Origin of the sequence: Pseudoalteromonas thalassia (assembly GCF_049257215.1) — a bacterium.
Lineage (GTDB): Bacteria > Pseudomonadota > Gammaproteobacteria > Enterobacterales > Alteromonadaceae > Pseudoalteromonas > Pseudoalteromonas lipolytica_C.
This window is the reverse complement of sequence record NZ_JBMMUE010000012.1, coordinates 1-19,035: the sequence shown is the minus strand read 5'-3', so window position 1 is coordinate 19,035 and position 19,035 is coordinate 1. Positions and strand designations below refer to the sequence as shown.

At 42.1% G+C, this 19,035-nt stretch carries 17 protein-coding genes and 1 riboswitch; of the genes, 4 read left to right on the top strand and 13 right to left on the bottom strand.

Features of this window, described 5'->3' with window-relative positions; translation table 11 throughout:
* The 5 genes from thiS to AAEU31_RS14220 form a co-directional block, all read right to left on the bottom strand.
* A complete protein-coding gene (gene thiS, locus AAEU31_RS14240; protein WP_171041525.1) occupies window positions 1-198 on the bottom strand; it encodes a sulfur carrier protein ThiS in 198 nt (65 codons plus the stop codon).
* An 8-nt stretch (window positions 199-206) separates the two neighbouring features.
* Window positions 207-1,211, bottom strand: coding sequence for an FAD-dependent oxidoreductase (locus tag AAEU31_RS14235; RefSeq protein WP_421967565.1), 1,005 nt, complete (start codon window positions 1,209-1,211; stop codon window positions 207-209).
* 67 nt (window positions 1,212-1,278) lie between these two features.
* Entirely contained in the window at window positions 1,279-3,231 is a 1,953-nt protein-coding gene (gene thiC, locus AAEU31_RS14230; RefSeq protein ID WP_235382410.1) for a phosphomethylpyrimidine synthase ThiC, read from the bottom strand.
* Window positions 3,232-3,375: 144 nt separating this feature from the next.
* A riboswitch (TPP riboswitch) is annotated at window positions 3,376-3,477 on the bottom strand.
* A 66-nt stretch (window positions 3,478-3,543) separates the two neighbouring features.
* A complete protein-coding gene (locus AAEU31_RS14225) occupies window positions 3,544-3,948 on the bottom strand; it encodes an META domain-containing protein (RefSeq protein ID WP_421967564.1) in 405 nt (134 codons plus the stop codon).
* Window positions 3,949-4,071: 123 nt separating this feature from the next.
* Window positions 4,072-4,461 (bottom strand): acyl-CoA thioesterase, encoded by a 390-nt coding sequence (locus AAEU31_RS14220; protein ID WP_054561129.1) that lies wholly within the window; start codon window positions 4,459-4,461, stop codon window positions 4,072-4,074.
* 123 nt (window positions 4,462-4,584) lie between these two features.
* Between AAEU31_RS14220 and AAEU31_RS14215 the strand changes: the two genes are divergently transcribed.
* Complete coding sequence (locus AAEU31_RS14215) at window positions 4,585-6,684, top strand: TonB-dependent receptor (RefSeq protein WP_421967563.1); 2,100 nt, start codon at window positions 4,585-4,587, stop codon at window positions 6,682-6,684.
* 69 nt (window positions 6,685-6,753) lie between these two features.
* Here the strand turns inward: AAEU31_RS14215 and epmA are convergent, their stop codons facing one another.
* Together epmA and efp are read right to left on the bottom strand one after the other, a co-directional pair.
* Window positions 6,754-7,728, bottom strand: a complete 975-nt coding sequence (gene epmA, locus AAEU31_RS14210) for an elongation factor P--(R)-beta-lysine ligase (protein WP_235382408.1) — start codon at window positions 7,726-7,728, stop codon at window positions 6,754-6,756.
* 67 nt (window positions 7,729-7,795) lie between these two features.
* A complete protein-coding gene (gene efp, locus AAEU31_RS14205) occupies window positions 7,796-8,362 on the bottom strand; it encodes an elongation factor P (RefSeq protein WP_135923400.1) in 567 nt (188 codons plus the stop codon).
* 41 nt (window positions 8,363-8,403) lie between these two features.
* On the opposite strand from efp, the gene epmB reads away from it, so the two are divergent.
* Window positions 8,404-9,417 carry an EF-P beta-lysylation protein EpmB gene (gene epmB / locus AAEU31_RS14200; protein WP_253039641.1) on the top strand — a complete coding sequence of 338 codons (1,014 nt, stop codon included), beginning with the start codon at window positions 8,404-8,406 and terminating at the stop codon, window positions 9,415-9,417.
* Window positions 9,418-9,677: 260 nt separating this feature from the next.
* Here the strand turns inward: epmB and AAEU31_RS14195 are convergent, their stop codons facing one another.
* The gene (locus AAEU31_RS14195) at window positions 9,678-9,890 is read right to left on the bottom strand and encodes a hypothetical protein (protein WP_421967562.1); all 213 of its coding nucleotides are present in this window, start codon (window positions 9,888-9,890) and stop codon (window positions 9,678-9,680) included.
* Between the two features lie 72 nt (window positions 9,891-9,962).
* Between AAEU31_RS14195 and AAEU31_RS14190 the strand changes: the two genes are divergently transcribed.
* The gene (locus AAEU31_RS14190; protein ID WP_054561134.1) at window positions 9,963-10,253 is read left to right on the top strand and encodes a hypothetical protein; all 291 of its coding nucleotides are present in this window, start codon (window positions 9,963-9,965) and stop codon (window positions 10,251-10,253) included.
* Between the two features lie 162 nt (window positions 10,254-10,415).
* Here the strand turns inward: AAEU31_RS14190 and AAEU31_RS14185 are convergent, their stop codons facing one another.
* Together AAEU31_RS14185 and AAEU31_RS14180 are read right to left on the bottom strand one after the other, a co-directional pair.
* Window positions 10,416-10,931: a DUF3016 domain-containing protein gene (locus AAEU31_RS14185; RefSeq protein ID WP_135923397.1), complete on the bottom strand. Its 516-nt coding sequence runs from the start codon at window positions 10,929-10,931 to the stop codon at window positions 10,416-10,418.
* A 292-nt stretch (window positions 10,932-11,223) separates the two neighbouring features.
* Window positions 11,224-11,727 carry a DUF3016 domain-containing protein gene (locus AAEU31_RS14180; protein WP_135923396.1) on the bottom strand — a complete coding sequence of 168 codons (504 nt, stop codon included), beginning with the start codon at window positions 11,725-11,727 and terminating at the stop codon, window positions 11,224-11,226.
* A 229-nt stretch (window positions 11,728-11,956) separates the two neighbouring features.
* Here AAEU31_RS14180 and galE point away from each other — a divergent pair, with 229 nt between their 5' ends.
* Window positions 11,957-12,970, top strand: coding sequence for a UDP-glucose 4-epimerase GalE (galE, locus tag AAEU31_RS14175; RefSeq protein ID WP_421967561.1), 1,014 nt, complete (start codon window positions 11,957-11,959; stop codon window positions 12,968-12,970).
* Between the two features lie 900 nt (window positions 12,971-13,870).
* Here galE and mutT read toward each other — a convergent pair.
* The 3 genes from mutT to AAEU31_RS14160 all read right to left on the bottom strand — a co-directional run bounded on the left by mutT (window position 13,871) and on the right by AAEU31_RS14160 (window position 18,786).
* Window positions 13,871-14,272, bottom strand: coding sequence for an 8-oxo-dGTP diphosphatase MutT (gene mutT / locus AAEU31_RS14170; protein WP_135923394.1), 402 nt, complete (start codon window positions 14,270-14,272; stop codon window positions 13,871-13,873).
* 61 nt (window positions 14,273-14,333) lie between these two features.
* Window positions 14,334-17,042 (bottom strand): preprotein translocase subunit SecA, encoded by a 2,709-nt coding sequence (gene secA / locus AAEU31_RS14165; RefSeq protein WP_135923393.1) that lies wholly within the window; start codon window positions 17,040-17,042, stop codon window positions 14,334-14,336.
* 1,270 nt (window positions 17,043-18,312) lie between these two features.
* Window positions 18,313-18,786: a DUF721 domain-containing protein gene (locus AAEU31_RS14160; RefSeq protein ID WP_135923392.1), complete on the bottom strand. Its 474-nt coding sequence runs from the start codon at window positions 18,784-18,786 to the stop codon at window positions 18,313-18,315.
* Window positions 18,787-19,035: the final 249 nt, after the last annotated feature.

Genomic DNA, 19,035 nt, shown 5'->3' with positions numbered 1-19,035 from the left:
TTAGCCCCCTTGAATTGGCGACAATAACTCAATGCTGTCGCCTTCGTTGAGGGTTTTAGCATCGCACTGGCTGCGCGGTACAAAGTCACCATTTACGGCAACCGCAAATGGCGGTCTTGCGCCAAACTGGCTCAACGCCTGAGTCAGCGATGTATTGTCGTTCACTGTAACTGATTGACCATTAATTAAAATATTCATTTTTATCCTTAAGCAATTAAGCTCACTGCGTCATCAACCACCTGAGGCGCAAGTAAATAGCCATGACGATACAAGCCATTAATACTGATCACTCGACCTTGTTTTGTGACTTTCGGACGGTTGTCTGCAAACGCTGGACGAAGCCCTGATTGCAAACTTTCGATACGCCCTTCAGCAAAGCCGCTATGCACCGTATAAGCAGCAGACAATAACTCCAGTGCCGAACGCACGGTGACTTTACCGCGGTCTTGCGATTCGATTTCAGTCGCACCAATCACAAATTGATGATTTGGCTTAGGAGCAATATAAATTGGGTAACGCGGATGCATCAGTCGTATCGGTCTAGTTAGGTTCACCTCTGGTGCATATAAACGCGCCACCTCTCCTCTTACTCCACGCAGTAAAGGTTCAGTCTGTTTTGCACCTAAGCCTCGGCAATCAAATACATAGTCAAAGCTTTGGCCATTCACCTGATGGGCGTTCAATTCAACTTTACAGCCAAAGTTAAATTGCACTCCTTGCGAGGTAAGCTTTTTAAAACTAGCGCGATAAAATGCCTGATTATCGAGTTGCCCTTCACAAGGTAAATACACACCTTGATGGAACCGCCCAGCTAGTTCTGGTTCAAGATCAGCGATTTGAGTGCCAACCAATGCGTGTGCCTGATAGCTTTCAAGCGGTTTTAAGCGGCTCACAAAACTTTGTAAATCGCCCTTATCTTGCTGATGAGCAACCACTAAACTGCCTGTTTGTTGAAAATACACAGCTTCATCGAGCTCACTTAAAATTTGCTGCCAACGAGTGATGCTATTAAGCCCTTGTAGGGCTAAATCCTGTTCACACAAGACTGATTCAGCAAGGGGTGCTAACATCGCTGCGGCAACGCTGCCTGCACTGTTGCTAGCATGTTCATCACCTTGTTCAAACACACTTAACTGATGCTCTTTAGCAAGTGCCAATGCAGTTAAACGGCCAGTTAAACCAAAACCCAGTATCGCTATCTTTAAAGACATAAACTTTCTAGGCCCTAGGCCCTAGGCAAAAAACCCAGAGCCTATCGCTGATGCCTAGCTCCATCAATTAAACTGCTTTGTGGTAAATCTCAGAGCCTGTTTTTTTGAACTCGTCTGATTTCGCTTTCATTTCGGCTTCAACATCAACCATTTTGATTTCGATAGCATCACCTACGTTATTTGGATCTATCCCTCTTGCTTCAAGATCTTTGGCGTAATCACGTACTTCTTGAGTGATCTTCATCGAACAAAACTTAGGTCCACACATAGAGCAAAAGTGTGCAATCTTGCCTGATTCTTGTGGCAGTGTTTCGTCGTGATATTCGCGGGCGCGTTCTGGGTCTAAACCTAGATTAAATTGGTCATGCCAACGGAACTCAAAGCGTGCTTTTGATAATGCGTTGTCACGCTCTTGCGCACCCGGATGGCCTTTTGCCAAATCGGCAGCATGAGCAGCAATCTTGTAAGTGATTAAACCTTCTTTAACGTCTTCTTTGTTAGGTAAGCCTAAATGCTCTTTAGGGGTTACATAACAAAGCATGGCACAGCCGTACCAAGCAATTTGAGCAGCGCCAATACCTGATGTGAAATGATCGTACCCCGGTGCAATATCCGTGGTTAATGGACCAAGAGTATAAAACGGTGCTTCTTCACAGTGTTTTAGCTGCTCTTCCATGTTCTCTTTGATCATATGCATTGGCACATGGCCAGGGCCTTCAATGAACACTTGCACATCATGTTTCCAAGCAAGTTTTGTCAGCTCACCTAAAGTACGTAATTCGCTGAATTGAGCTTCGTCATTCGCATCGGCAATAGAGCCCGGACGCAGGCCATCACCTAATGAAAAACACACATCATACTGTTTTAAAATTTCACAGATTTCTTCAAAGTGCGTGTATAAGAAGTTTTCTTTATGGTGCGCTAAACACCATTTCGCCATGATTGAGCCGCCACGCGAAACAATACCGGTAACACGCTTTGCCGTCATAGGCACGTAACGCAGTAATACCCCAGCATGAATAGTAAAGTAATCAACACCCTGTTCTGCTTGTTCAATCAAGGTATCGCGGAAAATCTCCCACGTTAGGTCTTCAGCCACACCGTTTACTTTTTCAAGCGCTTGGTAAATTGGTACCGTGCCAATTGGTACTGGTGAGTTACGTACCACCCACTCACGAGTTTCGTGAATATAGCGACCCGTTGATAAGTCCATTACCGTGTCGGCACCCCAACGAGTCGACCACACCATTTTTTCGACTTCTTCTTCGATTGATGAAGTGACCGACGAATTACCAATATTCGCGTTCACTTTAACTAAAAAGTTTCGGCCAATGATCATCGGCTCGGTTTCTGGGTGGTTAATATTGTTAGGAAGCACAGCGCGGCCACGAGCAATTTCATCACGCACAAATTCAGGGGTAATAAAATCAGGAATACTAGCACCAAACGATTCGCCTTTGTGCTGGGCTGCAAGTAACTCTTCACGAATTTTAGCGCGACCCATGTTTTCACGGATTGCCACATATTCCATTTCAGGCGTCACGATGCCTTGTCGCGCATAATGCATTTGCGTGACGTTTTTACCTGCTTTTGCACGGCGGATCTTTGGTAGGTGCTCAAAGCGGATATGATCTAATCCTTCATCTGCCATTCGCTGTTGAGAAAATTGTGAAGTCACTGAGTCTAGAATTTCAGTGTCGCCGCGGCTTTCAATCCACTTTTCACGGTATTTCTCAAGGCCCTTGCGCACATCAAGTTTAAAATCTGGATCAGTGTATGGGCCTGATGTATCGTAAACACGAATTGGCGCGTTAGGCTCAAATACGGGATTCTCTTCAGTACCACCGATGAAGGTATCGCTGAGGGTGATTTCACGCATCCCTACTCGCACATTATCTTGCGTGCCTTCTACATAAACTTTATGAGAGTTAGGAAACGGTTGGCCCGTTAAGTTATAAATATACTCTGATGCAGCCGCACGAACTTCGCGGCGAGATGGTTTAGTTGTTGTGTTTGACATGACTTACCTCATTGCTTTAAGGGTTGTCTTGTCAGATATTGCAAGTGCAATAGAGAGTGGCAAACGCCATTGGATCGTTAGTAAGTTAAATGCTTACTAGTGCAGCCTGTGCCGCTTATGCCCCAAAATTTGGCGCACAAGCGCCTAGTGAGGCAGCTTGTTCCCTACGCAGGTGTTAGCCTGATCAGGTTCACGGATCCCGCTTTCGCGATCTCAGCCTTGTTAAAGGCACTCCGACAAGTTTAAATTCGTTATTTTTTATTAACGCAATGAGTGTACGTTAGTTAAAAATTTGCTGCAAGCACATGCGCTTTAGTTTTTGGCGATAAAGGTAAAGCGGTGCGTACCTTGCAAAGTCAGTTGCTCACCTTCAAGCTTAATGGCTGCACCTTCTCTTAACGCGGTTAACAAACTACGTTCGAGTTCATCGGCTTTCTCACCGCACGATTTACGTGTCATGCCTAGCTTGTTTACTACAATTGAATCATCGTCAGTTAGAACTGCTTCGCCAAAGAATTTATTACAGCCAGCAAAGCCATTTATTTGCATTGCTTCAATAAATCGCATTGATGCACTTTGCGACACATCAAGATTTAAGCCATTCACCTTTGATAGCTGCCACTGAGTATATTTTAATTGTTCACTTGTGACTGTACTGGTTGATGAACACCCTAAACAAAATAATACAAACAAAAGTGGTACGGCTAAACGCTTCATATTTTTTACAATTCAAATTCCAATACCATAATAGTAACAATATTTGACTGCTTTGATCGTTAAAAAAACATGTTTTATCTGTAAAAAATTGTTCTAAGCCCCATTTTTTTGAAACACTCTCGCTTACTTGAATAAGTTATCGACTTCTTCTGGTAAAAAAGGACGACCTTTTTCATTTACCGACGTACCAATCACTAACGCTTGTAGCATCACTTTATCGTCATGTTTGCGATACACCGTTTGTCTAAATGCAAACTTTAAACGGCTGATACGCTCCGGCTCAACGGCCACGTAAAATTCATCACCCGGCACAAGTGATGCCTTGTAATCCATTTCGCTGCGAAGCACCACAAGGTTAACTTTTTCTCTTGCTAGCTTTGCAAAGTCGATACCTTGAGCATGTAAAAATTCATGACGAGCATGTTCTAAGTAATTAAAATAAACACTGTTATTTACAATACCTTGTAAATCACACTCATAATCACGCACTTTAAAGTCGACTTTAAAGGTCATAGTCGTATTCCTAATCAATTTACGTATAATTGCCTGCGTTTATACCATAAAAATTGATTTTATAGCCATTTGGCTAGCTAGGTTGCTAGAATAGCAGTCCCGAAAATGGAGTTAAGAATCCACATGAAACGACGTTTATCATTATTATCTGCTGCCATCCTGCCTTTATTTGCAGCATCTTCGATTGCCTACGCTGAAGATGGTGAGTTGGAAACGATTGTAGTTACCGGTGATTTCAAAAAAGAAAGCATTCAAACATTAAGTGCCAGTGCTAGTTTGTTTTCAGACCATGAAATCAATCAACGTGGTGCAAAGTTTTTAGATGAAATGCTTGCTAGTGCAGCGAATGTAAACTTTACCTCAGGGGCTTCTCGTGGTCGTTTCGTGCAAATTCGTGGTGTAGGTTTACGCTCACAGTTTGTAGACCCAATTAATCCTTCGGTTGGCTTAGTGATCGACGGCATCAACTACTCTGGTTTAGGCGGCAGTTCACTGTTATTTGATATCGACCAGGTAGAAATTTATCGCGGCCCACAAGGAACTCGCTTTGGTGCTGATGCATTAGCTGGCATGATTCAAATGGAATCTGCAACACCCACTCTTGACCCAAGTGTGAAAATACAATTAGGTGCGGGCAACTACAATAGCTATGAAGCAGGTGTTGCCGCAGGTACGGGTATTACCGACGACACAGCAGTACGCGCCAGTATTTATCAACGTGAGTCTGATGGCTATGTTGAAAACCGTTATTTAGGCGAAGATACCCAACAACAAGATGAGCTCGTTTCTCGCTTTAAATTACACAGCCAATTGACCGATCACCTACGTACTGAACTGAGCGTTCATTACATTGATATTAATAACGGCTATGACGCCTTCACCTTGGATAACAGCCGTTACAGTGTGGCTGATGAACCAGGCCAAGATAACCAAGAAAGCATTGCTGTTGGCCTTGCCAACATTTACACCGGCTTCGATTGGTTTGATGTTAGCCTAAACCTTTCAGGTATCGACAGCGAGCTGCTATACAGCTACGACGAAGACTGGGTGTGTAATGATGAAGCCCAACCAGAGTTATGTGCTGCAGGCTTGCATGAATGGGGCTATAGCTCAACAGATGCTTACTTTCGCGATCGCCAAGATCAAGCAGCCGAGCTGCAATTTAGCGGTAAGTCTGGAGAGTGGGTTGCCGGTATTTACTACCAAGGCCGCGAAGTTGATTTAGAACGCCAATACACTTGGCTGGCACAGCCATTTGCATCAAATTATGAAACCAGTAATATTGCGGCATACGGTCAATTAGCAACACCTATCGGCCCAAAAACAACCTTAATTACGGGTTTGCGTGTTGAGCAGTATCAAGGCGACTACACCGACAACAACGGTTTTATTGAAGAAACTGATGATGTCATGGTGGGCGGTAAGCTTGCACTTGAATACCAAGTGATTGATCGCACCATGATCTACACCAGCATTACTCGTGGCTATAAGGCCGGCGGTATTAATTCTGAAGCGTTAGCAAAAGCAAAAGATGAAGGCTTAAACCTAGATGCTGATTTCTTTGCTAATCACACATCATTTGCCCCTGAATACCTTTGGAGCGGTGAGTTTGGTGTGAAAGGCAGCTCACTAGACGATAAGTTTGTGTTACGTCTTGCCGCTTTCTACATGTATCGCGAAGATATGCAGTTAAAATCGTGGCAGGTTGAAGGTCAAAAATTCACAGGCTATATCGATAATGCCAGCTCTGGTGAAAACTACGGTTTAGAAATTGAAGGTAGCTTCCAAGCCACTGACAATTTACTACTTACGGGTAGTGCGGGTTATTTACATACAGAAATCAATGACTTTGTTGCGCAATCAGGCCTTGATCAAGATGGCCGTGACCAAGCACAAGCACCTAAATACCAATATGCATTCACTGCGCGTTATAACTTTACGCCAGCACTTTACGCATCAATTGGTGTAGAAGGCAAAGACGATTATTACTTCTCTGACAGCCATAACTCACAAGCACCAAGCACCAACTTGGTAAATGCTTCGTTTGGTTATGAAAGTGATAATTGGAGCATTAATGCATGGGCACGTAACTTATTTGATGAAGACGTACCAACTCGTGGCTTTGAGTTTGGTAACGACCCATTAGATGGTTACACCACTCATACTTACACCCAACTTGGCGAGCCTATGGTTGCCGGTGTGACATTTATTTACGAGCTATAAACCGTAGGCGCGAGTTTATGTCGCGCTTTTAAAATCAATGAAAATCGCGGGTTAAACCCGCTCCTACATTTAAGCCCTTTCAACATCAAAAGCGATCACGTCTTTGATCTTTTTCTTATTCGTTGCCAGCATAATGAGTCGATCAATACCCAATGCGACACCCGCACATTGTGGCAAACCATGCTCTAGAGCGGCTATTAAACGCTCATCCATTGGCACTTGCTTTAAGCCATTTGCTTCACGATACTGATTATCTTCACTAAAACGAGCTGCTTGCTCTTTACCATTGGTCAGCTCATTAAAGCCGTTTGCCAGTTCCATATTTTTAAAATATAACTCAAAGCGCCCTGCAACTCGCTCATCGTGCTGGCAAATTTGTGCAAGAGCTGCTTGCGAAGCTGGAAAATGATAAACGAAACAAGGCTTTTCTTGGCCAATTGTTGGCTCTACCTTCATACAAAATAATAGCTGTAACAAGGTATCGCGATGTGTTTCATTCGCGGCAATATCGGCAAAGCCCTGCTCTGTTGCGAGTTGCTGCAATGTGCTGATATCAGCAGTTAAAGGGTCTACACCTAAAGCGTTCATAAAGGCTTGCTGATAAGTGAGTCGCTCTGCGCTATCTACCCCAAGCACCAATTGCATAAGCTCATCCATTTCATCCATAAGCGCAAATTCATCAAAACCCGGACGATACCACTCAAGCATCGTAAATTCAGGGTTATGATGGCTACCCGCCTCTTCATTTCGAAAGGCTTTGCACAGCTGGAAAATAGCCCCAGAGCCCGCAGCAAGTAAACGCTTCATGGCAAACTCTGGTGACGTTTGCAAATACAGTGGTAAGCCACCAGCATGACCTGGGCCAACAAACTCGGTACTAAATGTCGCTAAATGCACATCAGTTACACTGGCTGCACTTAGGCTTGGTGTTTCAACCTCCATAACATCGCGTGCATAAAAGAACTCGCGAATACGGCGAATGATGGCGGCACGGTGGCGTAAAGTTTCAATATCGGCGCTTGGTTGCCAAAGGGCTTTAGACATAAACTGTTTCTCAAAAAAAATCCCAGCAGAAGCTGGGATTTTATAATAAATTGCTTAACAAAGCCTATTACTTAACGCGGCTCACGTATTCACCGCTACGTGTATCAACCTTGATCACTTCGCCGATTTGTACGAATAGAGGAACACGAACAACAGCACCAGTGCTTAATGTTGCTGGTTTACCGCCAGTACCTGCTGTATCACCTTTTAGACCTGGATCTGTGTCAGTGATTTCTAGTTCAACAAAGTTTGGTGGAGTAACGGCGATTGGGTTACCGTTCCAAAGCGTGATTGTACATACGTCATTTTCAACTAACCATTTAGCGTTGTCGCCAAGTGCTTTTTCGTCAGCAGCGATTTGCTCAAATGTTTCGTTGTTCATGAAATGCCAAAACTCACCGTCAGTATATAGATACGCTAAATCGGTATCCATTACGTCTGCACCTTCAACGGTCTCACCTGACTTGAACGTTTTTTCTAGTACTTTACCTGTGATAAGTTTACGAATACGAACACGGTTAAACGCCTGGCCTTTACCTGGTTTTACCATTTCATTTTCTAAGATGCTGCAAGGTTCGCCGTCTAACATAATTTTTAGGCCGCCCTTGAACTCATTGGTGCTATAATTCGCCATCGTTTCCTCTGTCTAAATAATTTCGAGTAATCTACGTGTCAATGATACAAAGAAATGAAGTAAATTTGCATAAAAACTGGCAAAAAGAATTAGCAAATGTTGTCACTTGTCCTGAACGCTTGCTAGAAATGCTAGGATTATCAAGCAAAGTAGACGAAAAAGACCTCAAAGCACGCAGTCTTTTTCCTGTCCGCGTGCCGCTGCCTTTTATCAAAAAAATGCGTTATGGCGACATAAACGACCCTCTTTTGCTGCAAGTGATGCCTCGCCATCAAGAATTTTTAGCAAAAACAGGTTACGACAAAGACCCCTTAAAAGAGCAAGATAACAACCAACCTGGTTTGTTACACAAGTATCGCTCTCGCGTTTTAGTGATGTTTAAAACCGGTTGTGCGGTAAATTGTCGCTATTGTTTTAGACGCCATTTCCCGTATCAAGAAAACCAATTAAACAAACGTAGCTTAATTGACGCACTGGCTTATATAAAAGCCGACAGCAATATTAACGAAGTCATTTTAAGTGGCGGCGACCCTTTGATGGCTAAAGACGATGCCGTTAGTTGGTTTATGGATGAGCTCGAACAGCTACCGCAAATTAAGCGCCTACGTATTCACAGCCGCTTACCAGTGGTGATCCCTGCAAGAATTACCGATGAGCTATGTGCACGCTTTGCTGCATCATCGTTAAAAGTGGTGTTTATAAACCATATCAATCACGCTAATGAAATTGATGATGACTTTAAAGCGGCCATGCAAAAATTAAAAGCTGTGGGTGTTACCTTATTAAATCAAGCGGTGTTACTAAAAGATGTGAATGACTCTGTCGAGTCGCAAGTTGCGCTAAGTGAGGCACTGTTCGAGGCCGATATATTACCTTACTACTTACATCTACTAGATAAAGTGGAAGGTGCCAGCCACTTTGATATAGCTGAGAGTCAGGCACGAGAAATCGTGACGGCTATGCTGGCAGCATTGCCGGGGTTCTTGGTTCCTAAGCTGGTACGCGAGATCGGCGGCGAAAAAAGTAAAACGCCAATCGATCTAAGGGCGTGTTGACCTTTGTTGATTGAAATTTGTTCACTCTAGGGGCGATTTAATCGCGGCGCGAGATTTGTAACCTAGTGGGCTAAGTAAAAATCGAGTTACAAAGAGTTTATCGCCCCTAGGAAGAACCCGAAGGGCTGCGCGTGTTTGGCATTAATGCTGCGTTATCGCCTATTTATGGGGAACAACCACACTGCATAGGCTCTGCCTTGCCTAAATACCAAACACACTGCTGCAAAATCAATCATAAAGGGTCAACACGCCCTATCTAGTTAAACGTATACGTTAACGTTATTACCTAGTGTCGCAGTTACCGACTTAGCAGGTGTTTGCGCTGCTGCACTCGATGTTGCTGCACCTTCGATTAGCGCTAGAGCTGCAGCACCTTCTGCTTTTTGCTGCTTTTTAGCAAGTGACGCGCTGTAAACTTCGGCGCTTTCACCACCGCTACTCATTACGGGTAAGTTTGATCCTGATATATTCATAGTTCATCACCTGACTTTTTAATACAATCCACGTACTATATCGGCATTGCAGTCTAAAGCTTTAGGAAAAAAATGGATTCAATTATAGAACAGCTAAATGCTAACCTAAAAATCGTTTACCGTCAGGCACTTGATGCCGATAAAAAATTAGATGACTTACAGCAGCAAGGGCACGGCAAATTCACAGCCTTATTTGCAAAAGATGCTGGCTTTGATTTTGAAGCGAAACGCTTTAAACCTTACGTTCTTGATGTTGCTGCTGATGTAGAAAGCTTAAGCAATGATGGTATGGACGAAGAAAAACTGAAAAAAACCGTTATTAAACTGCAACAGCTATTACAACTGTTAGCGACGTTTAAGTAAACTAACGGAAAAGTGAAAGTGGCTCTTTAGCCATAAGTTTAACTATGAGTATATTCATCGTTAAAACTCATATTGTTAATTTTGGCAGCGCTTTTATATCTTGTTAATTATGCAAACAAAAGCAAAAACACTTGATATAAAGTTGCTGCCATAAAAGCGTATTTATTCAGCTGAGTCAATTGACGGAAGCAGTTTATCCTCAAACCACTCGGCTATCAGTTTATTATCGTAATAGTATGAATCTTTGTAACGCATTACGATACCATCTAGATAGCTCATATCTTTAAGTTTCAAGTTGCTATCTTGGCTAACAACTTTTCCATCATTACTCTTAACTGTATAATTTAAGGTAATTTTAGGTGAGTATGTAGATGACATTACGCGAGGTTCGGTACTATTGCCATTGCCATTACCTAACAGTACTTCACCAGCAAGATCTAAATCTGTTACCTCAACAGAAAAAACATAACCATCAGGTAATTTACTTGCTAATTTTCTAAACGTTTTTTCGTGGTTACGCTTAACGCTGTTATAGTAATTTTCTTTTTTCCAGTTACTCCCTGGGCGCACATCACTGTATTCATCAAAATTTTGCCATTTTACTTCGGCTTCACCAGAGTAGGCAAAAGCAGGTAAAAGTAAACTAGTTACAAGTAAAGCTTTATTGATCTTAATCATTCCATTTCTCCATTAGGTTTCAAACTATTACATAATCAACATTTATAAAATGTATAGTGTGAACACCAAGTAAAAATCATGTAATAGAATAACAATATGGTTCAAAATGTAACCAAGATCAAGACTAAGAATACTTTTAGTACTTTAGGTATTGAACGTTAAACGAATAAGCTAAAAGAAAAACTTATATACGGGTAGTCTCAATAAAATGAAATTTATAAGTTGTAGCAGCAGTTAAATATGTATTTAGTTGTACTATTTACTTACTGCTACAGCCACATAGTGACTAAGTTTATTCATCAAGGTTTAACGACGGTAATAGCTCATCTTCGAACCAATCAGTAATTAAACGTTTATCGTAATAATAAGCCTCATCACGACCCATCTTCATACGATCCATGAATCCCATATCTTTGAGTTTTACATCGTTTGCTTCGCTCACGACCTTACCGTTTTTATCGGTAATTGAATAATTTAGGTCGATACGCGGAAAGTAAATTGGTTTGATAATACGTAGCTCATTCATGGTACCAAATCGCACATCACCAGCTAGATCGAGCTCTGTCACCTCAACATTAAAGGTATAACCTTCGGGTAGCTTTTCAGCTAGTTTGTTAAAGTGTTTTTCAAAATTATTTGCCACATTTTTATGAAATGCGCCTTTTGGTGAGTTATTCCCTGGGCGTACATCACGATAATCATTAAAGTCATGCCATTTAACTTTTGCTTCGCCTGCATGAGCAAAAGCCGGGAGCGTAACCATAAGCGCTAACGCAACTTTTTTTACTATATTCATTATATTCTCCAGTTAACAGGTGTAGCTAGTGCTTAAAAATTTAGCAGCTGACGATTAACTATAGCTTAATATGTAATCAGCTAGGTGTAACCAATATGGTATAAAGTGTAATCAAAAACAACTACCTCACCTTGCCATACAGAATAATAATCACATTTTATTCATGTAATTTAACGCGAAATATGATGAAATAAGCCTAATTTAATCAGGTATAGTTTATGGAAATCTTATGACCATTTTAGTCACCGGCGGAGCCGGGTATATCGGTTCACATACCGTTTTAGAATTATTACAACAGGGTAATGATGTTGTTGTACTTGATAATTTAAGCAATTCATCAAATGAGTCATTGGCTCGTGTTAAAAAAATCACGGGTAAAGATGTCACGTTTTACCAAGGTGACATTTTAGATAGAGCCTGTTTAGATAAAATCTTTAGTGAGCACTCAATCGACAGCGTTATCCACTTTGCAGGTTTAAAAGCAGTGGGCGAATCGGTTATTAAGCCTATTGAGTATTACCAAAACAACGTACAAGGCACGTTAACGCTGGTTGATGCAATGCGCAACGCTGGTGTATTCAAATTAGTATTTAGCTCATCAGCAACGGTTTATGGCGACCCAGCAAGCTTACCAATTCGCGAAGACTTCCCCGTTGGTGGCACAACAAATCCATACGGTACATCTAAACTCATGGTTGAGATGATGCTACAAGATATTGCTAAATCGGATGAACGCTTTGCCTTTGTAATTTTACGTTACTTTAATCCTGTTGGTGCGCATGAGTCGGGACTAATCGGTGAAGACCCTAATGGCATTCCTAATAACTTACTGCCGTATATTTCTCAGGTGGCAGTTGGCAAATTAGAAAAGCTAGGTGTGTTTGGTGATGACTACGATACGCTAGATGGCACGGGCGTGCGTGATTATATTCATGTAGTTGATTTAGCACTTGGTCACTTAAAAGCGCTGAACCGCATTGCTAGTGATACAGGCGCACACGTATTTAACCTTGGCACAGGCAATGGTTATTCGGTATTACAAATGGTTAATGCCTTTGAAAAAGCCAGCGGACAAGCTGTTCCTTACCAAATATCGCCGCGCCGAGCGGGTGATATTGCTGCATGTTACGCTGCCCCAGAAAAGGCGCTAAAGGAGCTTGGCTGGCAAGCTGAGCGCGGCATTGACGAGATGATGCAAGATACGTGGCGCTGGCAAAGTCAAAACCCTAACGGTTATAAATAAGCACTAGCCTTGGTGTTAGACAAATGGCTGCTCTCTGTGTCCTCTGTGGTTAGAAAAAGATCTTTAATTCACAAAGAGGACAAGAGGCGCTGCGCTTTAGAGGAAAACAAAAAGCATAATTATCACTTCCTCATTCACTTCTCTTTGTGCAAATTTTTTAAAAACATATTGAACCACAGAGAACACCGAGGCGCTTCGCGCTACACAGAGAAACCAATATTTACTAAGAAATTTTGATCTCTTCCTCTGTGCTCTCAGTGTCCTCTGCGGTTAGAAAAAGATCTTTAATTCACAAAGAGATTATGAGGCGCTGCGCTTTAGAGGAAACAAAAAACGTAATTATCACTTCCTCACTCTCTTCTCTTTGTGCAAATCACCTAAAAACAATATTTGAACCACAGAGAACACCGAGGCGCTTCGCGCTACATAGAGAAACCAATATTTACTAAGAAAATTTGCTCTCTTCCTCTGTGCTCTCTGTGTCTTCTGTGGTTAGAAAAAGATCTTTAATTCACAAAGAGGGCAAGAGGCGCTGCGCTTTAGAGGAAAACAAAAAGCATAATTATCACTTCCTCATTCTCTTCTCATTCACTTCTCTTTGTGTAAAACATATTGAACCACAGAGCACACCGAGGTGCTTCGCGCTACACAGAGAAACCACTATCAACAAAGAGATTATGGTCTCGCTTTCTCTTCCTCTGTGCTCTCTGTGTCCTCTGTGGTTAGAAAAAGATCTTTAATTCACAAAGAGGACAAGAGGCGCTGCGCTTTAGAGGAAACAAAAAACATAATTATCACTTCCTCATTCTCTTCTCATTCACTTCTCTTTGTGAAAATATTTTCGGTACTAAAGTAACTCCTACACGCATCTCCCACCAACAACACCGTTCAGCTTAAAGCTTACAGCTCAAACTTCTGCTTTATCTTTTCGATAATCTCAACATTCGCAGCTGGGAAGCTGTAATCATCAAGCTCGCTCAGTGCAACCCACTTACCTTGTTGGCCTTCTGCACCATGGGCAGTGCCTGTGAAATCATCAACAATGTGCACATCTAAGCGCACGCATTTATCGCCGTAGTCATGCTCGATAACCATTAGCTCTTCACTACCGTTTACGGTTAGGTTTACTTCTTCTAATAGCTCACGCTGTAGTGCTGCAAAAACACTTTCGCCCTGCTCTACTTTACCGCCAGGGAATTCCCACAAGCCGCCTTGGTGTTTATCGTCTGGGCGCTTACAAATAAATAACTGCTGATCTTTATAAATAACGCCAACAGCAACATGCACTACTTTTTTTGTCATTTGTTATTCCTCAATCATAAAAAAAGCGACGCAAGCGTCGCTTTTTATCAGCGTATTTTGGTTACTTTAATTTACCGCAACACTGTTTAAATTTATTACCTGAACCACATGGACAAGGCTCGTTACGGCCAACTTTTGGCTCTGCACGGTGAGTTACTGTAGCACCTTCTGGTGTTTCGCCACCAATGTGCTCAGCTTCTTCGTGTTGATATTCACGTGGTGCATTTTCGCTACGACGATGTTGCTCTTCAACTTTCTCAACATCTTCTTCTGCGCGAACTTGCACTTTACTTAAAATACCAACAACGTCGATTTTTAAGTTCTCAAGCATTTCAGAGAATAGCTCGAACGACTCACGCTTGTACTCTTGCTTTGGATTCTTCTGTGCGTAACCACGTAAGTGGATACCTTGACGAAGGTGGTCCATCGCTGCCAAGTGATCTTTCCAGTGTTGGTCTAGGCTTTGTAGCATAATCGCTTTTTCGAATTGACGTAGCACAGACTCACCTACCATCTCTTCTTTTTGCTTGTATGCTTGCTCAACCGCTTCTTCGATACGCTCACGAAGTTTTTCTTCGTATAGTTTGCTATCGTCAGCTAACCATTGTGAAATTGGCAGCTCAATTAAGAAGTCTAGTTTTAAGCGCTCTTCAAGACCTGGAATATCCCACATTTCAGCTAAGCTTTGCGGCGCAATATATTGGTCAATCGTACTGTTAAGAACGTCGCTACGAATTGCTGTGATAGTTTCTGAAATATCGCCTTCTTCAAGTAGCTCGTTACGCTGTGAGTAAACAACACGACGTTGGTCGTTTGCTACATCATCGTACTCAAGTAGTTGCTTACGAACGTCGAAGTTGCGTGCTTCAACTTTACGTTGTGCGTTTTCGATTGCGCGGTTAACCCAAGGGTGCTCAATCGCTTCGCCGCGTTGCATACCAAGTTTACGCATCATGTTAGTCATGCGCTCACCAGCGAAGATACGCATTAGCGCGTCGTCCATTGATAAATAGAAACGGCTTGAACCCGCATCACCTTGACGACCAGAACGACCACGTAACTGGTTATCGATACGACGAGACTCGTGACGCTCAGTACCAATGATGTGTAAGCCTCCCGCTTCGATTACTGCATCGTGACGTTTTTGCCACTCATCTTTAATCGCTTTGATTTGTTCATCAGTCGGGTTTTCTAGCTTTTCAACTTCGCTGTGCCAGTTACCACCTAACACGATATCGGTACCACGACCGGCCATGTTAGTTGCAATGGTTACTGTGCCAGGTAAACCTGCATCGGCAACAATGTCTGCTTCTTGCGCGTGGAACTTAGCATTAAGTACGTTGTGCTTAATTTTTTCTTTGCGTAAGAACTGCGATAAGTACTCAGAACTTTCGATAGAAATCGTACCCACAAGTACCGGTTGACCGCGTTCTTGACAATCTTTGATATCAGCAAGAATTGCTTCGTACTTCTCTTCTTGTGTTAAGTACACAAGGTCAGCACGATCGTCACGGATCATCGGTTTGTTAGTTGGCATTACTACGGTGTCTAGACCATAGATAGACTGGAACTCAAACGCTTCGGTGTCTGCTGTACCTGTCATACCCGCTAATGTGTCGTATAAACGGAAGTAGTTTTGGAATGTGATTGATGCCAATGTTTGGTTTTCGTTTTGAATGCGAACACCTTCTTTTGCTTCAACAGCTTGGTGTAAACCTTCTGACCAACGACGACCTTCCATTGTACGGCCTGTATGCTCATCAACAATGATAACTTCGTTTTCTTTAACAACGTAATCAACGTCTTTTTGATACAGCTTGTGAGCTCGCAGCGCGGCATACACATGACTTAATAATGTGATGCTAGAAGCTGAGTAAAGTGAATCACCTTCTTCGATTAAGCCACGCTCAATTAATAGTTCTTCAACTTTAATTTGGCCACGTTCAGTTAAGTGAACTTGCTTAGATTTTTCGTCGATAGTGAAGTCGCCGTCACCTTCAACGCCTTCTTCATCTTCTTTTTCTTGTAGCTCAAGTTCTGGCACAATTTTGTTGATTTCGATGTAAAGCTCAGAGCTGTCTTCTGCAGGGCCTGAGATAATAAGCGGCGTACGCGCTTCATCGATTAGGATTGAATCCACCTCATCCACTACTGCGTAGTAAAGTGGGCGTTGCACACGTTCTTCAATGCTAAATGCCATGTTATCGCGAAGATAATCAAAGCCAAATTCGTTATTCGTACCGTAAGTAATGTCGGCAGCATAAGCGATTTTCTTTTGCTGTGGCATCATGCCTGGTACGTTGCAGCCTACTGTTAGGCCTAAGAATTCAAATAATGGACGGTTAGTTTCGGCGTCACGTTTTGCAAGGTAGTCATTCACTGTAATTACGTGAACACCTTTACCTGTTAAACCACGAAGGTATGCAGGTAATGTTGCAGTAAGTGTTTTACCTTCACCGGTACGCATCTCTGCGATACGACCTTGATGTAACACCATACCACCTAGTAGCTGTACGTCGAAGTGACGCATGCCATTTACACGCTTAGATGCTTCACGTACCACAGCAAATGCTTCTGGTAAGATATCATCTAGGCTTTGTCCGTTATCGTAACGCTCTCTAAATTCAGCTGTTTTTGCTTTTAAATCTTCATCAGAAAGCGCTTCTAATTGCTTTTCAAGCGCATTAATTAGAGCGACCGTCTTTCTTAGGTTTTTAATAGTGCGGTCATTGCGACTACCAAAAATCTTGGTAAATAAATTAGATATCATGATAAAACCGTTACAATATATTCTTTGTTAGCTAGTCATTAGCTAACCCACTTTCTTCAATTGATAATTAATATGCGCTTATGCTCATGATGTAGGGCATATTAATTAACAATTTATCAGTACGCTGTTCAAAACACCGCTTATTTCGTGCGCTATCATACCAGAGTCTGCGCAACATCAAACCTTCTGTGTGTGAAGATATGGAATTTCGGCAAGAAAATTTAAAAATCAGCCATAATCTTTGATCTAACCCCATAAAAAAGGTGAAAACAAGACCACTGAGTAGATATGGCGACAATTGAAATAAAATCAAGATCAGAGATGAAAAAAGGAGCTCAATTGTAGGCGCGATTTTATATCGCGAAACCTGCAAAAGTGAAAAATAATATTCACATAGAGGATAAGAGGCGCTTCGCTTTAGAGAAAACAAAAAACATAATTATCACTTTCTCATTCTCTTCTCATTCACTTCTCTTTGTGCAAATTTTTTAAAAAAATATTGAACCACAGAGAACATAAAGGCGCTTCGCGCTACACAGAGAAACCAATATTTACAAAGAGGTTATTGTCTCTCTTTCTCTGTGCTCTCTGTGTCCTCTGTGGTTAGAAAAAAGATCTTTAACTCACAAAGAGGTTATGAGGCGCTGCGCTTTAGAGGAAAACATATTGAACCACAGAGAACACCGAGGCGCTTCGCGCTACACAGAGAAACCAATATTTACAAAGAGGTTATTGTCTCTCCTTCTCTTTCTCTGTGCTCTCTGTGTCCTCTGTGGTTAGAAAAAAAGATCTTTAACTTACAAAGAGGATTAGAGGCGCTGCACTTTAGAGAAAAAAACATAATTATCACTTCCTCATTCTCTTCTCATTCACTCCTCTTTGTGCAAATTTTTTAAAAACATATTGAACCACAGAGAACACCGAGGCGCTTCGCGCTACACAGAGAAACCAATATTTACAAAGAGGTTATTGTCTCTCCTTCTCTTTCTCTGTGCTCTCTGTGTCCTCTGTGGTTAGAAAAAAAGATCTTTAACTTACAAAGAGGATTAGAGGCGCTGTACTTTAGAGAGAAAAAACATAATTATCACTTCCTCATTCTCTTCTCATTCACTTCTCTTTGTGAGAAAGATCTGACGCGCGAAATAAATTTCACGCCTATATCAAACGTAGGCGTCACGCTTGCTTGGTGCGCCTGCCATACAACGCGAATCATGCACATCAACACATAACCAACAGGCAATGCTAGGCAACTCAAAGCTGGTGGCTTTACTTATTTTTTCCGCCCGTGTTGGGCTAAGCGCTCTAATTTTTCTTTTAACGATGGAGGGGCGTCAGCAGCGATAGCTGTTAAATAGTCCGCCGTTTGCTCACTCATATGGCGCTTTGATTGCGGTTTTTTTTCAGCTTCTTTTGATGTAGATAAGCGCTGAGTAGCTTGTGGGTTGGCGGTAATTTTAATTTGTCCAAGCTCTACCATGCCAGCGGCACGAAAATGCGAGAGCATATCCATTTTTAAATAATTTAAACGCAGTGCAATCGGTGCAGAAACCGCTTCAATCATCAAAGTACCATCGCGGTAATTACTTACCCGGCATTTTTTGGAAAGCGTTTCACCTAAAAACTCGTCTAAAATCGTTTGTTGACTCGACAGGCCTTGGGTTTTACCAGCATAAGACGCTAAACGACCACTCAAGCCCGCCATAATATCGCCAAGAGCCTTTGGCGCATATCTATCTTTTGCCATTAAATCTTCTACCTAAAGGGGTTAATCACCACATAAGGAATATACCACCTACGTAAATATGAAGCTATCAGGTTTAAGGCACAAGGGCGAGATGCGATTTTGTTAAATTACGTATGTTTCATCAATGTGTTGTGCTTCAATGAAACCGGACACTAATTTAGGTGGTATTATTACCACTCAAACAGAGGTGTTCTATGACAAAACAACGTCGCTCTTTTTCTCAAGAGTTTAAACTTAGTTCAGCAAAAT

Coding starts and splice junctions, on each gene's coding strand:
- thiS (WP_171041525.1), bottom strand. CDS start 198: ATGAATATTTTAATTAATGGTCAATCAGTTACAGTGAACGACAATACA.
- AAEU31_RS14235 (WP_421967565.1), bottom strand. CDS start 1,211: ATGTCTTTAAAGATAGCGATACTGGGTTTTGGTTTAACTGGCCGTTTA.
- thiC (WP_235382410.1), bottom strand. CDS start 3,231: ATGTCAAACACAACAACTAAACCATCTCGCCGCGAAGTTCGTGCGGCT.
- AAEU31_RS14225 (WP_421967564.1), bottom strand. CDS start 3,948: ATGAAGCGTTTAGCCGTACCACTTTTGTTTGTATTATTTTGTTTAGGG.
- AAEU31_RS14220 (WP_054561129.1), bottom strand. CDS start 4,461: ATGACCTTTAAAGTCGACTTTAAAGTGCGTGATTATGAGTGTGATTTA.
- AAEU31_RS14215 (WP_421967563.1), top strand. CDS start 4,585: ATGAAACGACGTTTATCATTATTATCTGCTGCCATCCTGCCTTTATTT.
- epmA (WP_235382408.1), bottom strand. CDS start 7,728: ATGTCTAAAGCCCTTTGGCAACCAAGCGCCGATATTGAAACTTTACGC.
- efp (WP_135923400.1), bottom strand. CDS start 8,362: ATGGCGAATTATAGCACCAATGAGTTCAAGGGCGGCCTAAAAATTATG.
- epmB (WP_253039641.1), top strand. CDS start 8,404: ATGATACAAAGAAATGAAGTAAATTTGCATAAAAACTGGCAAAAAGAA.
- AAEU31_RS14195 (WP_421967562.1), bottom strand. CDS start 9,890: ATGAATATATCAGGATCAAACTTACCCGTAATGAGTAGCGGTGGTGAA.
- AAEU31_RS14190 (WP_054561134.1), top strand. CDS start 9,963: ATGGATTCAATTATAGAACAGCTAAATGCTAACCTAAAAATCGTTTAC.
- AAEU31_RS14185 (WP_135923397.1), bottom strand. CDS start 10,931: ATGATTAAGATCAATAAAGCTTTACTTGTAACTAGTTTACTTTTACCT.
- AAEU31_RS14180 (WP_135923396.1), bottom strand. CDS start 11,727: ATGAATATAGTAAAAAAAGTTGCGTTAGCGCTTATGGTTACGCTCCCG.
- galE (WP_421967561.1), top strand. CDS start 11,957: ATGACCATTTTAGTCACCGGCGGAGCCGGGTATATCGGTTCACATACC.
- mutT (WP_135923394.1), bottom strand. CDS start 14,272: ATGACAAAAAAAGTAGTGCATGTTGCTGTTGGCGTTATTTATAAAGAT.
- secA (WP_135923393.1), bottom strand. CDS start 17,042: ATGATATCTAATTTATTTACCAAGATTTTTGGTAGTCGCAATGACCGC.
- AAEU31_RS14160 (WP_135923392.1), bottom strand. CDS start 18,786: ATGGCAAAAGATAGATATGCGCCAAAGGCTCTTGGCGATATTATGGCG.